At 38.1% G+C, this 18,279-nt stretch carries 11 protein-coding genes; 8 read left to right on the forward strand and 3 right to left on the reverse strand.

The genetic code is table 11. The annotated features are described in order from the left end of the window. Nucleotides 1-376 precede the first annotated feature (376 nt). The 8 genes from V7L29_RS34945 (at nucleotide 377) to V7L29_RS34980 (ending at nucleotide 11,683) form a co-directional block, all read left to right on the forward strand. Nucleotides 377-1,810, forward strand: a complete 1,434-nt coding sequence (locus V7L29_RS34945) for an oligosaccharide flippase family protein (RefSeq protein WP_334689918.1) — start codon at nucleotides 377-379, stop codon at nucleotides 1,808-1,810. A 63-nt stretch (nucleotides 1,811-1,873) separates the two neighbouring features. Then, nucleotides 1,874-2,872 (forward strand): glycosyltransferase family 2 protein, encoded by a 999-nt coding sequence (locus V7L29_RS34950; protein ID WP_334738367.1) that lies wholly within the window; start codon nucleotides 1,874-1,876, stop codon nucleotides 2,870-2,872. Between the two features lie 345 nt (nucleotides 2,873-3,217). Next, nucleotides 3,218-4,456, forward strand: a complete 1,239-nt coding sequence (locus V7L29_RS34955; RefSeq protein ID WP_334689920.1) for an O-antigen ligase family protein — start codon at nucleotides 3,218-3,220, stop codon at nucleotides 4,454-4,456. A 171-nt stretch (nucleotides 4,457-4,627) separates the two neighbouring features. After that, nucleotides 4,628-5,680: a glycosyltransferase family 4 protein gene (locus V7L29_RS34960; protein ID WP_334738368.1), complete on the forward strand. Its 1,053-nt coding sequence runs from the start codon at nucleotides 4,628-4,630 to the stop codon at nucleotides 5,678-5,680. Between the two features lie 69 nt (nucleotides 5,681-5,749). After that, nucleotides 5,750-7,051, forward strand: a complete 1,302-nt coding sequence (locus V7L29_RS34965; protein ID WP_334689922.1) for a UDP-glucose/GDP-mannose dehydrogenase family protein — start codon at nucleotides 5,750-5,752, stop codon at nucleotides 7,049-7,051. Nucleotides 7,052-7,252: 201 nt separating this feature from the next. Then, the gene (locus tag V7L29_RS34970) at nucleotides 7,253-8,017 is read left to right on the forward strand and encodes an FkbM family methyltransferase (RefSeq protein ID WP_334738369.1); all 765 of its coding nucleotides are present in this window, start codon (nucleotides 7,253-7,255) and stop codon (nucleotides 8,015-8,017) included. Nucleotides 8,018-8,050: 33 nt separating this feature from the next. Then, nucleotides 8,051-9,241, forward strand: a complete 1,191-nt coding sequence (locus V7L29_RS34975; RefSeq protein ID WP_334689924.1) for a glycosyltransferase family 4 protein — start codon at nucleotides 8,051-8,053, stop codon at nucleotides 9,239-9,241. 213 nt (nucleotides 9,242-9,454) lie between these two features. Then, complete coding sequence (locus V7L29_RS34980; protein ID WP_334738370.1) at nucleotides 9,455-11,683, forward strand: GumC family protein; 2,229 nt, start codon at nucleotides 9,455-9,457, stop codon at nucleotides 11,681-11,683. Between the two features lie 947 nt (nucleotides 11,684-12,630). On the opposite strand, the gene V7L29_RS34985 is transcribed toward V7L29_RS34980, so the two are convergent. The 3 genes from V7L29_RS34985 to V7L29_RS34995 form a co-directional block, all read right to left on the reverse strand. Then, nucleotides 12,631-14,019, reverse strand: a complete 1,389-nt coding sequence (locus V7L29_RS34985; RefSeq protein ID WP_334738371.1) for a right-handed parallel beta-helix repeat-containing protein — start codon at nucleotides 14,017-14,019, stop codon at nucleotides 12,631-12,633. 1,294 nt (nucleotides 14,020-15,313) lie between these two features. Then, on the reverse strand, nucleotides 15,314-16,786 hold the full coding sequence (locus V7L29_RS34990; protein ID WP_334738372.1) for a polysaccharide biosynthesis/export family protein: 1,473 nt from the start codon (nucleotides 16,784-16,786) through the stop codon (nucleotides 15,314-15,316). Nucleotides 16,787-17,291: 505 nt separating this feature from the next. Further along, entirely contained in the window at nucleotides 17,292-18,275 is a 984-nt protein-coding gene (locus V7L29_RS34995; RefSeq protein ID WP_334738373.1) for an ABC transporter ATP-binding protein, read from the reverse strand. Nucleotides 18,276-18,279 lie beyond the last annotated feature (4 nt).

Consider the following 18,279-nt stretch of genomic DNA (forward strand, 5'->3'; position numbering starts at 1 on the left):
AACTCAACCATAGCGGACAGCAATGATTATACGGTTTACGTATTGATACAAAAATTGCACTTGATAGTAGAGTTTTTCACGCATTAAATTTAGATTTTTCCACTCTACTAATTGAAAAACTACCTTTTTAAGGGCGATAAAAGCTTTCGGATTTATAACCACAAAAGATTTGTTAATAAATCTTGGGATGAGTGGCGCACTCAAGTGGGGAATGATATTAGCTAAACGAAAATGTATTTTTGTACTGGACTTTTATGACTGGTATGTATGGAAAAGCTAAAAAAAGTTCTAACGGTATATCAGAAAAAGTAAGTCATGAGATTTATAGATATTGGTGATTCAAAATTAACGAAATAGGCTGATTAATAATTTCAGAATGGTAGAAAAGTACAAATTAATAAGTAATTCCCTCTCAATGATAGCCAATCGGTTAGCACAAAGCATTACAGCTTTTGTATTAACCGCTGCTATTGCTCGTAATCTAGGAGTTGAGGCTTTAGGGCAGTATCTACTAGGGTATAGCTACTACTTTATGTTTGTGGGCATTGCTTCACAGGGGCTAAAGGTATTGTTTACCAGAGAACTAGCTCGTGAACCAGAAAAAACATCTGTTTATTTAATAAGTGGTACTTGGTTGCAATTAATATTTAGTTTTTTGAGTTATGGGGCGTTAATTATTGTAGTGTTTTTACTTCCCTATAGTTCCAAAACCTCTACTCTTTGCTACATCATAGGCTTAACGATTATTCCCTTTGCACTTTCCAACGTCACGGAGGCAATTTTCCAAGCTAAAGAAAAGATGCATTTGATTGCGATTGCTACAGTCCCAGTGTATATCTTACGTCTATTAATAATGATCTGGGCGATGCAACTGAAGTATGGAGTTGAATATCTAGGAGCGATACTATTTTTTTCGGAAACATTAATTCTGGTAATTGAATGGATTTTGATCACACGGTTTGTCAAAATACAATGGCAAATTGATAGAGTTTTTGTATGGAATACAATTAAAAATGCACGGACATTTGTTGTTATTGAAGCAATGGCTGTAGTCAGTAGTAGAATTCAAATCTTGATTCTTTCATTGTTAGGAAATGAGTTTTTAGTAGGTCTTTTTGGTGGAATAGTACAACTGCTACAACCCTTTTTGATTATTGCCAACAGTATAACTGTAGCAATGTTCCCGAGACTCTCAAAAGTAGCAGATCAAGGACGAGAAAAGCAGCAGCCGATCGCTGAAAGCTTTATTGAAATTCTACTAACTATAGGATTACCCTTATTCCTTGGATTGTTATTTTTTGGCAAGGATTTACTGGTTTTTATCTATACCCCTAGCTTTGCTCAAGGAAGTTTAGCTCTGAGTATAAGTGCTGTATCATTGCTTTTCTTGCCCTTTATACGCACACTGTGCTATCTACTTGTAGCCAATCATTTTGAGATAGTGAACCTGCGTGAAGTGTTTATTACAAATACATTCGGAAGCTTGCTAGGTGTGGCATTAGTTTCGCAATATCATTTACTAGGTGCAGCTATAATGTCATTGCTAATGACTATTCTTGGCTGCAGCCAGTATGTTTACTTCACCTATACTCTCTTATTTCCATTAAATTTATGGCGAATAATTCGCCGTCCAGTTATAATTGGCATCTTGATGCTAGTTGTATTTTTAATTTTAAAAAATATTAATTTAAACTTTTTATTAACTCTAATTATTGCGACTTCCTCCTATATTTTATTTGTTATTTTTATGAGTATTCATGCTTTAGGCGGAATTCATCTTATATGGGAAAAATTTGTAAAAAAGGGATGAAGTTTCAATGCTCGACCCCGCTTCTAAAATAGCAAATTTGCAAAATCTAAGATAACTAGAGCAATGAATATTAAATATTTTCAAGCAGAGAAACCAACAACCAAAAAATTAGCAATGGTAAATGAAAATAACCAAACAATAGTCAGCGTCGTGATTCCTACACGCAATAGACCACAAATTGTTGCAAGGGGTATCATAACTGCATTAACTCAAACGCTGCAATCAATTGAAGTGATTGTGATAATAGACGGTCCGGATCAGGAAACGGTCAATGTACTATCTCAGATAGCCGATTCAAGATTGAGAGTAATAGAACTACCAAAAAATGTTGGTCCATCAGGGGCTAGAAATACTGGTGTGAGAGAAGCTAAAGGCACTTGGATAGCTTTTTTAGATGATGATGATGAATGGCTTCCACAAAAATTGGAGTGTCAACTTGAAGTAGCAAATAATTCCCATTATGATTTTCCAGTTGTCGCCAGTCGTTTCATTTCCCAGACTCAAAAAGGTGAGTTTATTTGTCCGAGAAGGCTACCTAACCTCTCTGAACATTTAAGTGAATATCTTTTTGCGCGTAACTCCTTTTTTAAAGGAGAGGGCTGCATACAAACCTCAACTATTTTCGTGAAAAAAGAGTTAATGCAAAAAATGCCTTTAGAAGAAAAATTTTACAGACATGAGGATTGGGAGTGGTTGCTTCGGGTTAGTGCTATCGAAGGTGTAGGAGTAGAGTTTGTACCTGAGCCTATGGCAATCTGGCATTCAGAAATGGCAATCAAGCGCTTAAGCAACATCAACGACTGGCAATATTCCTTGGATTGGATTCGTTCCACCCGCAACTTAGTAACACCAAAGGCTTATTCGGGCTTCATTACAACAATTATCACTCCTTCTGCCTCCTTAGTAGGTGATTGGAAAGCCTTCTTTCCTTTGTTGTGGGAAGCTATACGATGGGGCAAGCTCCGACCGATTGATATATTCTTGTACTTAACTATGTGGCTGTTTCCTCAGCAGTTCAGGCAGCAAATTCGCTCTATTTTCGCCAAGAAGTTTAAAACATAAGAGGCTCTTCACAAAAGAAAGGCAGAGGGCAGAGATAAGATAATTACAAAAAAGCTTGAAACCTGAATTTCAAGATAACTTAAAAAGGGAATTGTGACTATTATAACTATAGCGTGATATATAAAATGTCTGTGCTTAAATTATACGCTTTTAAGCGTAGATTACTTCTGTCTTCAAGCTTGATGAAAAAAATGTCAATCCCCAAAAAAATACAGCCATCTCATCAAAACTGAGTGAATAGAGAGAGATAATAAAGTATTTGTCAAAATAAATTGAGACTGGTAATCACAACTTTGTGACTTGTTTAATATATATGTATACGATGATATTTACATATCATAAAACATGAGGAAATTTTTAATTATTGCTGAACAATTAGTTACAATAACTTTTTTGTTAATCTATTCAGGAACTCCACTAGATCCTTTTATAACCGATGGCTTTACTGTCAAAGAAGGTGATAGAAGCATATTCCGATTGCTTTTCACTTTTACGTATATAGTTACCCTTTTCTTAATTACCCTACGTTGGAAGAAGGTTACTTACGTTTTTAGCAAAGATAAATCTATTTGGGTATTATTCGCAGTCTGTGCACTTTCTAGTCTTTGGTCTTTAGATTCAGATACTACTATACGTCGTGTTTTTGGTCTGGCAGGAACAATGCTCTTTGGGCTTTATTTAGCTTCACGCTACACCTTAAAACAACAACTGAAGTTATGTGCATACATGCTTGGTCTTTCAGCAGTAATGTGTTTCTTATTTGCTTTATTAATACCACAATATGGTATTGGAGGTATTGATGGAGTCAATTTGGACACAACTGCTTGGCGAGGAATATACCCACAGAAGAATATTCTTGGAAAGAGATTTGTACTTAGTGCAGCAATATTTTTCTTCCTTGCTATGACTAATCGAGAAAATCGCTGGGTTTCATGGCTTGGCTATATTACTTCTGGAGTACTTGTATTATTGTCTAAATCAACTACATCTATGGGTAATTTTATAATAATTACAGTAGCTTTTCTTATATACTATCGAATTTTACCTTTAAAATATAAAGTAATGATACCTATTTTGATGTTCTTATCAACCATTGGTACAGCATTTTATACATGGTTTATCTTACAAGCTGATACAATTTTAGGTTCAATAGGTAAGGACACAACACTCACTGGACGTGCAGAATTATGGCCTGCTGTATTCCAGATGATTGTTAAAAAACCGTGGCTAGGATATGGCTATGGAGCATTCTGGATAGATCAGAACAGTGATCATTCTATTGTTATACAAACGATACAATGGGATGCTCCTAATGCTCACAATGGTTTTTTGGATGTCTGGCTAGCGTTAGGTCTACTAGGAGTCTTGGTTTTTCTAATTGGGTTCGTTATTAATTTATTAAGAGCGATATATTTAATCCGATGGAATCAAACATCTGAAAATTTATGGCTTTTAGTTTATCTTACCTTTATTATTCTTTCAAATCTAACTGAAACTTCATTGTTAGAGCAAAATAGTATTGAATGGATACTTTATGTATCAGCCATATTAACAAGCAAACTTTCTACACGCGCCAATCTTTAAAATAGAATCAATAGACTTCCTCGGTTTGAGAAGAAAGCTAGGCAACGCTTTGAATATTGGAAAATCAATTAAACGATAACTTGTGATTCTTTCATTGATACATTAATTAAAAATAGACCAATTATTTAAAAATTACAGCTTATGTGTCAAACTAATACTCTCAAGATTATTATGCTAGGTCCTAGCTTACTTCAACAAGGTGGTATTTCCGGTTACGAGAAACTTTTTTTGGAGTATGCTCCTTCTGAAGTCCAAATATGTCATATTATTACTCACGAGTATTATGAAGGAGCTATAGCATTCAAAATCATGGTGTTTTTGAAAGCTATATGGAAGTTTCTGTGGATGTTAATAAGGGAAGAAGTTGATATTGTTCAAATTGAAATTTCCCAGCGTGGCAGTGTTTTACGACAAGCAATTATGATACTTTTAGCTTGGATATTTCACAAGCCGATAATTTTACATGCTCATGGTAGTCAATTTCATCTTTTCTACGCTGGACTTGCAAAATGGATACAGAAATTGCTAAGTTGGATATTTTGTAAGTGTCAACGCTTAATTGTATTATCCGAAAGTTGGAAAAGTTTCTACATAGAAAACCTTGGTCTAAAACCAGAACAAGTTGTAGTTTTTTACAATCCAGTAAAAGTTCCTGCTGAAGTTCCATACCGTTCCGTTTCTAGTAAAGTGAACTTACTTTTTTTAGGACGAATTGGTCAGCGTAAAGGAGCATTTGATTTGATCAAAGCTTTTTCTTTTTTGCCTACTGAATATAAAACCAGATCAAGTATGATTATGGCAGGAGATGGTGACATAGAACAAGCACGCAATTTAGTTACGACTTTAAATCTAGAAAATTATATACAATTGCCTGGTTGGATAGGGTCAGATGAACGTGATATTCTTTTAACTAAAGCGGATGTTTTTTTGTTGCCCTCTTACAACGAGGGTCTTCCATTAGCAATGCTGGAAGCGATGGCTTGGGAGTTACCAGTCATAGTTACACCAGTAGGAGGCATACCTGAGATAGTTACTCAATCTGAAAATGGATTAATCGTTAATCCAGGTAATATTGAGCAGTTATCAGATGCTATTAAGTCTTTGATTGAAAATGAGGCTTTGAGACTTTCTCTAGGAGCGAAGGCGAGAACAAGTGTTTTTCCTCTAGACATCAAAAAGCATTGGGTTGATTTTATAAATTTATATCACTCAGTATTAAATTAAGATGCTATGGAAGAGCGCTTTAAGGGCTAAATTTTTTTGTACTTTATGAAAAAATAACAACTGGTAGTTATGAAAATTAGCATTTTTGGTTTGGGATATGTCGGTGTTGTAACGGCAGCTTGCTTGGCACGAGATGGACACCAAGTTATTGGGGTAGATGTAAATCCCGAAAAAGTGGATTTGATCGGTAAAGGAGAGTCGCCCATTGTAGAGCCAGGGCTAAATCAATTGTTGGTTGATGGAGTGGCAGCTCACTTAATCAGAGCTACTACAGATGCTGAAACGGCGGTGCTAGCATCAGATGTTTCCCTGATTAGCGTTGGTACACCTCCAACAGAGAGGGGAGAACCGGATCTTACCTACGTTTGGAATGTGTGCAAGCAGATTGGGAAAGCCGCCATCCATAAGACTGAAAGCCATGTGGTTGTTTTGCGTAGTACTGTCCCTCCAGGAACATTGGAAAAGTGTCAAAATCTGCTAGAAACTCTCATAGGTGATAATTCTATTCATCTAGTATTTAACCCAGAGTTTTTACGCGAAGGTTCGGCTATCAAAGATTATGATCAACCACCTTACACCATTATCGGTACTGAATCTCATGTGGCAGAAGCAGCAGTACGGCAGATGTATGCCACAGTAGATGCACCGTTCACTGTAGTCAAACCATCTGTAGCAGAAATGGTTAAATATGTCGCCAATTGCTGGCACGCTACCAAGGTGGGCTTTGCTAATGAAATTGGACGGGTCGCTAAAGCCTTTGGTGTAGATGGACGAGAAGTAATGAACATTATTGTACAAGACACGAAATTAAATATTTCCCCTGTTTACATGCGTCCTGGATTTGCTTACGGTGGTTCCTGTCTGCCCAAAGATTTGAGTGCTTTGCTTTACTACGCACGGAACATGGATGTACCAGTCCCCCTACTAAACGCCCTTCCGACTACTAACAGCCTCCAAGTTGATTTGGCCGCCCAGCAGGTATTACGCCTTGGGGCAAGGAAGATTGCTATTTTAGGATTAGCATTCAAACCAGGTACAGATGACTTGAGAGAAAGTCCAGCAGTGCTGCTAGTTAAGCGATTGATTGGAGAAGGCTGCCAGATAAAAATTTATGACCAAGCCGTCTATGAAGCTCGGTTAATGGGAACCAATCTGACCTATATCCAAAATAACCTCCCTCATTTTGAGGAGCTGCTAGTTGCAGAACCCCAACAAGCTCTAGAGAGCGCAGAATTAGTAATAGTTACCCATGCTAGTCCAGAGTTTCGCCAGATATTACGAGAAGCGCTCAAAGAAATACAAATTTTGGATCTGGCAAGTGTGTTTACTGAACCGATTAAGGAGTTAAATTATTGTGGTATTGCTTGGTAAGCAAAGGATTGACGATGAAATAACTTAAGCATTTTCTGGATATGTACCTACCCTTTGCTTTGCTCAAGTACTGATACATCCAGAAAATTCTCACTATAAATTGATATCTAGCGCATTTAATTACTCACTTTAGATAAGCAAAGAACACCTCTGAATTTTCCGTTTTAAACTGTATAGTCTCACTGTTTTCAGGAGTAAATCATGAGTTTTCAAAACTATCTAATAAGTCTCTGCCCTCCACAATTCCGTATTCAAATTCTCTTTTATATCAAGCAGCTTAGAGGCTCACTTGATAATGAGATTAAGTATTTAGAAGATTTAGTTTCCAAGAACAGAGTTGCTATTGATATTGGAGCAAACAAAGGATTATATAGTTATGCACTTTCTAAGTTTTGTAGCGTAGTACATGCATTTGAGCCCCAACCTGGAACTGCCGAAATAATAGATAAATCCAGAATCAACAATATAAAAATTCATAATGTTGCGCTTTCTGACACTGAGGGAACACTGACTTTACATATTCCAATCATTAAAGGAGAAATTTATTCGGCTCTAGCTAGTTTTAGGGAACCAGAGGGTGAACATCAGGATATAAAAGTACCAATCAAACGCCTAGATGATTACAACTTTCAAGATGTTTCATTTATAAAAATTGATGTAGAAGGATATGAGAGTCACGTTATCGAAGGAGGACGGCAAACTATTCTCCGAGAAAAACCAGTTCTTTTAGTAGAAATAGAGCAGAGACATCTAGGCAGTGAGCCTATTGAAGTAGTATTCGATAAAATTACTGGTCTTGGATATGAAGGTTGGTTCTTGAATCAAGGGAACTTTTTTCCTTTATCTCAATTTTCATATGAAAAATATCAAAAGCCGTTTTTGGAAGATGATACCAAAGCAATATTTAGTCATAAAAATAGAGGAAAAGTTAATAATTTTATTTTCAAACCTACCAAAAATGACTAAAAAATGAAAAGCCAATTAAAAGGCAAATGAGATATGTCTAAAAAAGTAGTAATAATTGTAGAAAACCTACCCGTTCCCTTTGATCGACGTGTTTGGATGGAAGCCACCACCCTGATAAAAGCTGGGTATGAAGTTTCGGTGATTTGTCCCAAAGGTAAAGGTTTTGAACAAGAATACGAAGTAATTGATCAGGTTCATATTTATCGCCACCAAATGCCACCTGATATCAGCTCGGTCTCAGGATATTTACGGGAGTATGGTACAGCTCTTTTTTGGGAGTTTCGCCTTGCCCATCGGGTATGGCAAGAGCGGGGTTTTGATATTGTCCACATTTGTAATCCTCCAGATTTACTATTTTTGGTGGCAGGATGGTTCAAGTTGCTCAAGGGTGTAAGAGTCATATTTGACCACCATGATATAAATCTGGAGATGTACGAAGCTAAATATGGACGACGAGACATTTTCTATTATGGACTCTCATTGGTTGAGCGATTGACCTTTACGACAGCAGACGTAGTTATCTCAACTAATGAATCTTACCTCTCGGTAGCACTTACCCGTGGAGGCAAGAGTCCTGAGGATGTCTTCGTTGTTCGCAGTGGGCCTGACCTTTCCCGTTTTCAACCCGTACCGCCCAACCCAGTCTACCGTAAAGGTCGAAAGTATTTGGTAGGGTATGTTGGCGTCATGGGAGAACCAGAAGGAATTGATTACCTGCTGCAATCAGTGCGCTACATTGTCTATGAAAAAAAACGCCAGGATATACACTTCATGCTCATCGGTAGTGGACCGATGTTTGAGAAGCTTCAGGCACTATCTGAAGAGTTAGAAGTTAAGGAGTTTGTAGAATTTACCGGACGTATTCCTGATAATGAACTTTTGGCACGACTTTCTAGCTGTGATGTATGTGCTAATCCCGATAAAAAAATGCCCTACAATGACCGTTCAACGATGAACAAGATCATGGAGTATATGGCAATGGAAAAACCCATTGTTCAGTTTGACCTTTTGGAAGGAAGGCGGTCGGCAGAAGGAGCATCTGTTTATGCCAAGGGCAATGATGTCGTGGATTTTGCCGAGAACATTCTTGAACTTCTAGAGGATAGTAAGCGGCGACAGCAAATGGGAAAGCTAGGTAGACAACGAATGGAGGAGAAACTAGAGTGGCGACATCAAGTACCTAAACTGTTAGCGGCTTATGAGAAAGCTTGGCAACGCAAATGAAGTACCCACTAGTATATGTTTTGCATACAGTAGGGCCTTCCCGTCTCACTCGCCGTTGCCATATTGAGGATGCTACAAGGGCATTCGGGATTAAACCCGATCCTGGACTTACATTGTAAAATAGTACTAGTCTTATTAATAGCTACGCTTTGTACCAACTCTAAGTAGATCAATATTGAGTTTATCGCTTAAAACCTGTACTTTTGAAGATTTATGTCAAAAAAATCTATGGAATCTAGAGAATCTATTGATTTAGACCTTAGTCGTTACTTAGTTATATTGAAACGATGGTGGCTACCTGCTACTGCAATATTTGCAGGTACAGTTATGCTCAGTGCTATAGCTACACAATTTATGAAGCCATCCTATGAAGCCGAAGGAAAATTATTATTTAGAATTCCTTCTTTTAAAGTAGTAGGAGCTGATCTGGTGCCTAGTACCACTGAAGGAGGAGATGCAGGAGATTTAAAATCGCTGCTAGCAACTCAAAATCCTATAAACACTCAGGTAGAAGTTATTTCTTCGCCTACTTTCTTGCAGAAAACAATAGACAAACTACGGCTGAAAGACGAAGAAGGTAAACCTCTAGAATTAGAAAAGTTCCGACAATCTTTGACACTAAAAGTTGTTAATGCGACAGATGTATTGCGAATTAGCTATACCAGCCATGACCCTGAAGAATCAGCAGCAGTAGTCAACACAATCATGAGTTTTTACTTAGAAAATGATATTTTGACAAATCGCTCTGAGGCAGCAGCAACTCGTCAATATATTGCCAAGCAGCTTCCTAAAACTCAAGAGGCTGTTAATAATGCAGAAGTAGCACTACGTATATTTAAACAAAAGAATCAGATTACAGATCTACCAGAGGAGACAAAATCAGCTGTTGAGACTATTGGAAATCTAGACAATGAGATGAATACTGTTAAGGCTCAACTTGATGAGGTAAACGCGCAAACCAATGAACTGCGCCAGAAAGTAGAGCTAAATTCTCAGCAAGCGATCGCTGTGAGTGCTCTGAGTCAGTCACCTGCCGTGCAAGGAGTTCTTACACAACTTCAAGAGACCGAGCGGCAGTTAGCGATTGAACGCAGCCGTTTCCTAGATGACAACCCTGTAATTATTAATCTAGAAGCAAAGCAAGCTAACTTAAAATCTCTTCTGCAACAGCAAATTGGTCAGACTGTTGGCAATCAAACACAAATTCCCCAGAGCCAATTGCAGATTGGAGAACTCAGACAAAGCCTGATACAAAATTTTCTGCAGTCAGAAATACAGCGCTTTGGCTTAACTAAAAGACTTTCCTCTCTATATAATTCCCGTTCTAGCTACGAACAGCGGATGAAAATCATACCCCAGTTGGCACAAAATCAGCGGGAGTTAGAACGGAAAGTTGAAGTTGCAGATTCCACCTATCAAACTGTATTGAAAAAGGTTCAAGAATTACAGTTAATTGAGAATACAAATACAGCCAGTTCGCGAATTATTGCTCCGGCTTTAGTGCCAGATAAGCCAATACTAATCAAAAAAATTATAGTTTTAGTCTTAGGAGTAATGTTAGGTTTATTTTTGGCCACTACAACTGTTCTGTTTCTAAGCATGAGAGATAGGTCTCTGAAAACACTTAAGGAAGTCAGAGATGTATTTAGATATACGTTGCTGGGAATTGTTCCTTTGTCTGTTAAAAAGATTCGCTCTGGTTATTCAGATGTAGAATCAATAACTCAAAAAATTGCTGTCAGAGATACGCCTTACTCTTTAACTAGCGAAATGTACCGAATGATTCAAGCCAATCTGAAATTCTTGAGTTCAGATAAAGTGCTCAAAACTATCGTGGTAACTAGCGCAGTTCCTAAAGAAGGCAAGTCTACAGTTTCAGCTAATTTAGCAGCAGCGATCGCTCAATTAGGACGTAAAGTTTTACTAATTGATGCAGATATGCGAGTTCCTTCTCAGCATCATCTCTGGCAACTAACCAATGCAGTTGGTTTGAGTGAGGTTCTTGTAGATCAGGCTGAATTTGACGTTGCCGTATCTAAGGTCATGGATAATCTTGATGTCTTAACTGCTGGAGTTAGACCTCCCAACCCACTTGCTTTGCTTGACTCAAAACGGATGGCATCATTAATTGAAAATTTCTCATCTCAACATAACTATGATTTTGTAATTATTGATGCTCCTCCCCTGCTTTTGGCAGCCGATGCTTTGACATTAAGCCAAATGACTGATGGGATTTTGTTAGTAGCTCGACCTGGAGTAATTGATTCTAACAGTGCTAGCGCTGCTCAAGAGATGTTAGAGAGATCCAATTACAATGTCTTAGGTTTAGTCGTAAATGGAATCATTGAGAAAAATGAATCTAGTAGTTATTTATATCATGATCACGAATATTTTAAACCAAGGGAGTTGACAAAAGAACTTAAGGGACTTGCAAAAAAATAAAATCTCTAAAGTTTAGAGGCTACTAAAAGACATATCAACAAACCACTGACAAAAATTTCGTAGTTCCTCTGACCTCAGATTGTTTATCTCGACTTTTTCTAAATCAAATAACGCCACCTTGTTATTCGGCAAAAACTCTAGCTTGTCAGGCAAGATTTTTTCCAATATGACTCATTTGGGTGACATCGATAAAATCATAGTTACATATTCATCAGGGTTTAATTAGCAGCTTGCTGTAGGCATTGCAATTGGGAAAAATGGATAAAGTCGAGTTAAGGAACTTCCAGAAAATAAATTATCTCACAAGCATCTAGGTAATTGGTTTCTTGATATCTGTTATGCGAAAACGTAACTTTTTAAATAGTAATTAACAACTTTATTATTTTAAATAAACACAGTTGTGACTCTGATAATTTCTCACAAGTGCATACTTTTAATAGGTACTTCAGGCAGAAGAAAGCGGTAGTGATCGCTGCCGCTTTCTTCTCTTAACAATGATTATTGTTTAAATGCCCATGAATTAATTCTTGGAAGTCCCTAAGAGACTATATCTAATTTGGTTCTACCGCCCCTTTATTTATGCTACAGCATTAAAATCAAGGTTTTATATCAGGTTCTGAATCTGGGTTACGAAAAGGGGTTGTACACAAAAACTCCATATAAATCAGGATTTGCCATACAACCCGATGCCATACTATTAACTCAATACCTTTGCCAAAAAGAAAGATTGGTCTAACTTTTGCCAAAACGGTTTAAGAGAAGCGTGTACTTGACTGTTAAGCAAAACGTAGAGCCGCAGTGGATGCAGATAGGACTATAAAAATTCCTTCTACAAAAACTATACAGGGTTTTATTGACTCAGTTTTTTACCTGATGGCAAAAATAGGCACGCATCATCCAGTTTTGTTTTATGTCAATTTTCATCAATTGGCAAAGGTCATTGCTAACTAATACTGCATTTCGTATGCCCCTCTATCGGATGCTGAACCATACACACGAGGATTGCCTAAAACATCAGTTGTCAGACTATTCCACCTAAAACCACTGTTGATTGCTTGACTCTTTGGCTTCAGTCTAAAGTCGCTAATCGAGGCATTCATAAACAATGGATTTGCCATAATATCATTAGGTCCGACGGCATCTACAGGAAAACCATTGTTGTTATAGAGGTTGTAGTTAAAAGTAACGTTGGTACTTTTATGATTCAGGTTTATTGGTTTGTTAGGGGCAGAATAAAGGATGTTATTGACAACTTTGATATCATCTGAATAATTACTCATAATTTGCCCGGAAGCACTTTTCGGAGTCTGATTATTCAGAAAAGTTGTATTGTTGACAATATCGACATGGTTACTTTGATAGGTATGAATGCCCGAGCCACCATTGTTATATGAGATATTGTTGGCAATCAAAGTACGTCCTCGATACTCATATTTTCTTGAACGATCAACAATAATGCCATTACCGTCTTGAAACTTTCCATTCTCAATCCAGGGAACCAACATATGATTGTTGTATACCTTGTTTCTGGTTACAAACATCTTGTAGTTCTTGCTATTGTTATAATCCCAATTGTTGAGCAGTGAAATGCCACTACAGCCGAAGACTGAGTACCAGGCATTATTGAACACCTCGTTATTATCTACTGTCACATAGTCCGATCCCATAGCTATAATGCCTCCGCCTCCACAATCATGCGTTTTATTGTTGAGAATACGTATATGGTGGGTGTGACCATTTTTGCGTCCATCTATGCTGATGCAGTTTCCATTCGTCAGCGGGTTGGATGTGTTATATTTCTCTTTCAGCGCATAAGCATGGGTTATATTGCGATTGTTCCCTACAACCTCCAGCCCGTTTACCTCAATATATGAGGCTCCATTGTAAATCCAAACTCCATGCCATCCATTGTGCTGAAGTTTCGGCCGATCTCCAGGATATGCTTTATACGTAATCCATGCATTTGCCCTTCCAGAGCGGCTAATCTCTATTACCGCTCCAGTTTTCATTTTATTCGTATATACCCCGTTCATAATCAGTACCGTATCGCCAGGGTTAGTCAGGTCTGCTGCCCTTTGAATTGTCCTAAAGGCGGATGACGTAGTGAGTCCGCTATTTCTGTCGTTTCCGGTACCACTAACATAGTATGTTGTCGCAGTTGGAATAGCACTGATCAGCTTGCGGCTAGGTAGTGGCATTTCCTGAACAGTGGATGACTGACGAACATCTTTAACTAAAGACTCTGTTATTCTCTCTTCTTGAACCAAACCTGTTAATGCCCAGGGAAGTACAAGAGATGCGCTCAAACTAAGAAAACCGAAACCATGAATCATCATAGGGAAAAAATAGGGTATGTTGCAAAAACTAAATCGTCAACGATCAGTAACTCTAGCCTTAGTCAGTAACTCAGTATTGGATACGGCCGTATAACGACCATATGTAAAGTTATACACGGCTTGTTAGGTTTATACCTGAGCATTTTCGCGTAAATATGGCTTAAACGCATTTTTAGCTTGTGTTATAAGAAACAGGACTTATCTGGTAAAACTACTGGAGAAATTTTTTAGTATCCAGAGCTACTCTATTAATGGACACCAAGCAACCGTACAAATGGCATCATTTACAATTGGACATCATTTTACTGTGTATACGTGGTATCTGTGGTTAAGATAGTATATCTGTCATCAATCAGTTAATTTACTTAAATAATGCTTATGATAATAAGAATCATTTAATCACAATAAATAAGCCATAGACAATAATTTATCGCCTCTGCTTTTAAAATATTCTCATTATCATAGTCAATCCGAGTTCTTACAACGAAGTTTGCAAAAGGCTATCAATGCAGATTAAGAATTTTCAGTGAAGGTTTTAAAGTCTATAGCATTTGTTAAAGAGTAATATTACTTAAAATTTCTTTAATAATAGCGGATAGAAAACACAATTTTGGAGGAAGCGATGCTTTCTCTACGAGACGCTACGCGTAGCTTGCTTCCTGTTGGCGCAGCCTCTCGTAGAGAAGGGTACGGTGGACTACGCTTACGCCAAGAGCAAACCAGTTCTTAACCTTATTTTTGTCTTTTTTTGTGGTCAGACGGCGTGTAGCTCAGTTGCTGTCTAATATTTAAAAATTGCCTTCGATTTTTATTTGCCTAGAGTTATGACGCACGGTTCGCCCATTTTTTTTAAAGTTAGAGAAATAGATAATTAACGTAAGAATCAGGGTTTGGGAGAAATGATATTTTTGATCGCAACTTCTCAAAACATAATTTAATTATCCAGAAGCGATTGGCTATAAGTCATTATCTGATCGCCTACGGCGGGTGCAAAGCACCATCACAATCTTAAGCAAGCGCTGAAACCCTTGTTTTTTCGTTCCACATTTTTCCTAACCCTCTAGAAAATGGGCGAACCGGGAGTTATGAAAGAGTGCTATAGCAATCCAAATTAAATAGTGAGAAAATACAGATATAAAAACACGTATTTATAAGCTTTTCAGCTTTTTTCTCTCTCACTAATGATTTAGGATTGCTATATTAACTCTTAACTATTGAGGTTTGATTCAAGGATAGTGCAATTTTAGGGACGAGAGGATTGACCAACGACCCCAATTTGCATCTATATCTTAAACTAGAGTCCGAAGATGTTTAGAAGATTAAGGATAATACCTAGAGGTCCAGTTATGGTGTTTATGGTATCGCCAGTCTTAGCTGCACCAGATCGGTTGACTACCACAACATCATTATTACGGAGTATGGGATTAGTTTGCTCATTAATACCAGCAGAGAAATCCACTTTAACTATACGTTTAGTGACAGAACCATTAGGGTTGAGGCGAATTAAATCAACGGCACTACTACTAGCTCTGGCATCATTAAATCCTCCAGCAGCGAGTATAGCTTGATTTAAAGAGCTATTCGGCTGAACGTCTGTTAACCCTGGTTTTTTAACTTCGCCTACTACACCAACTTGAATGCGTGTAGGAGAAAAAGTAGTGGTAGCTAATTGAGTAGCTTCTGCGGGGTTGATTTCAGTTGCCGTCGGAATAACAATCGTATCTCCGTCTTGGACGATGATGTCTTGATTGGCATCACCACTCTGCAATAGTTGCCAAAGATTAATATCTATAGCTTGTTCTGAGCCAGTTCTTGTAGGTCGGCGTAGCCTGAGATTACGAACATCAGCCTGTGCTGTAATTCCTCCAGCTAGTTGAATTACCCGCGTCACATTTGGTAAACCAGCGGGACTGGCAGTGCCACTATTAGTGGTTGCAGTGCCCCCCTGAGTATCTGTGTTACCTGCGGTAACAAGATACGAACCGGGACGGTTAACTTCACCAATAATTGTTACTGTGCGGGGTGTGGTTTGGCTAGCAGCAAAGTTAGATGCAAATATATTGCGGGATTCTGCCACGTTGAAGTTGGTCGCAGTTGGCACAACTATGGTATCTCCATCCCGCAAGGTAATATCCTGTGATAACCTGCCTGTTTGGATGAGTTCCTTCAAATTGACGGTGACGGCTTGCTCTGAAGAACGTCCTATTTTACGCCGTAATTGAACTTGAGTCACATCCGCAGCCAGGGTTACACCCTGTGCTGTTGTCAATGCGGCCAATAGAGTCGGATATTGTACGCCTGGATTGTTTCCTGCACCTCCGCTCAAACTCAGAGTGTAAGCTCCTGGACGTGTCACCTCTCCAGCAACGAAAATATTGATGGGACGAGGCGATAACAAATTGACTGAGATTAAGGGACGTTTGAGGAAGCGAGCATATCTTCTGGCAATTTCATCGGCAGCCTGTTCAGTTGTTAGCCCAAGAACAGATACACTGCCAATTAAAGGCAAGTTGATCGCTCCACCTGGAGGAATTTGATACTCACCTGTATATTCAGGTACTTCAAATACATTTACACGAATGAGATCGCCGCCTCCTAATGAATAATTAGTATCTATTTGTGTTTGTGTAATTGGTGATTGTGTAATTGGTGGTAATGGTTGTCCCTGAGCTAGACTGATACATGGCATAACGGCATTGACAGCAGTTAACAAAGCCACACCTATAACTGGCTGAGTTAGGAATTTAAACAAACTTGTGTTAAGCATACTTACCTGAGACTCTGAAACTACGATCAATAATGTACTGTTTAAACATTTTTATTTTGACTATACCTAAGTATTCAAGTTACCCGTCACTCTTATTTTCCTCGAAAAGTGTAATTTTCCGGAGGAAATTTGTTTATTGAATTTTAATTTTTAGTGAAGTTAATTTAAAGTTACACTGCTTGAATAGAGCAATTATCAAAAAATATAGGACTTACGCAACTAAACGCAGTTTATACAAGAAATTGTCTATTAACCAACAAAGTACTTCCGAATAAAATTTTCTTGTCGAAGTCAATTTTATGACATTTAAACTGTGATTTAAAATCTACTATGATTATCAAAATTATGAACAAGCTCATTAAATAAACACAAATATTCTTAAAAAGAGATCGGAATTTGATTTTATGTGGGTTAGCTTAAGAAAGATAAACTCAAAAAGCCAGAAAATTTGGGTTTTGTTCTTCAAAATAACCTAAAATTTCCTATTTGGCAAGAAGCAATAAGATTAATTCAGTAAGTTATTTTTTCTTTGGATTTGTTGAATAAAAAATTCTTCTAGGGAGTGACGCGACAAGTTCATGGCAAGAATTTTACCATCCATTAGACGAAGACTGGCGAGGAAATCATAGTAATCATCTTGTAGTGTACCTCTCCAGGAACCATCAGGCTCAAATCTAAGAGTAGGTATCCATTTTTTGAGAATTTCCCAGTCACCACCTTGACCTTTAACGTGATACGTGTTTTCCCCGCCTAAGAGTTCATTAAGGGAACCAGAGCAAATTAATTCACCTTGAGCGAGGATAGCAATGCGATCGCAGATCTGTTCTACTTCACTAAGAATGTGGCTATTGAAAAAAATCGTCTTGCCTGCGGCTTTCAGCGCCAGGATAATTTCCCGCATTTGGTAGCGTCCTACAGGATCAAGACCAGACATCGGTTCATCTAGAAAAACCAATTCTGGCTCGTTAATTAGCGCCTGTGCCATACCAACACGCTGTAGCATTCCTTTAGAGTAGCGGCGCAAGAGCTTTTTGCAGGCATCGGCTTGTGATAAACCCACTAATTCCAGCAGTTGGGGAATGCGTTGGTGTTGTACACTTTTGGGAATTTGGAATAGCCCAGCCGCTAACTGCAAAAACTCCCAGCCAGTAAGATAGTCATACAAGTAGGGATTTTCCGGCAGATAGCCGATATGTTGCTTAATACTGCGATCGCCTAGTGGCTTACCCAATAATAATCCCCGTCCAGAGCTAGGACGAATAATTCCCAGCAACAATTTTAAAAGGGTAGTTTTACCAGCGCCGTTTGGCCCCAGCAACCCAAAGGTTTCCCCTTTATAAACTGTTAAAGAACAGTTTTTCAGAGATACGACTTTTTGATTTAGCCAAAAACCAGTGCGATAGACTTTTCGCAACTCAGAAGTTAAAACTACTGGCGGAGTGTCAGTCGTATGAAGTTGAGAATTGGGGTTATCTGCAACAGACTTCATTTCA

It is taken from the genome of Nostoc sp., assembly GCF_036916575.1.
In the GTDB taxonomy this organism is placed as follows: Bacteria; Cyanobacteriota; Cyanobacteriia; order Cyanobacteriales; family Nostocaceae; genus Nostoc.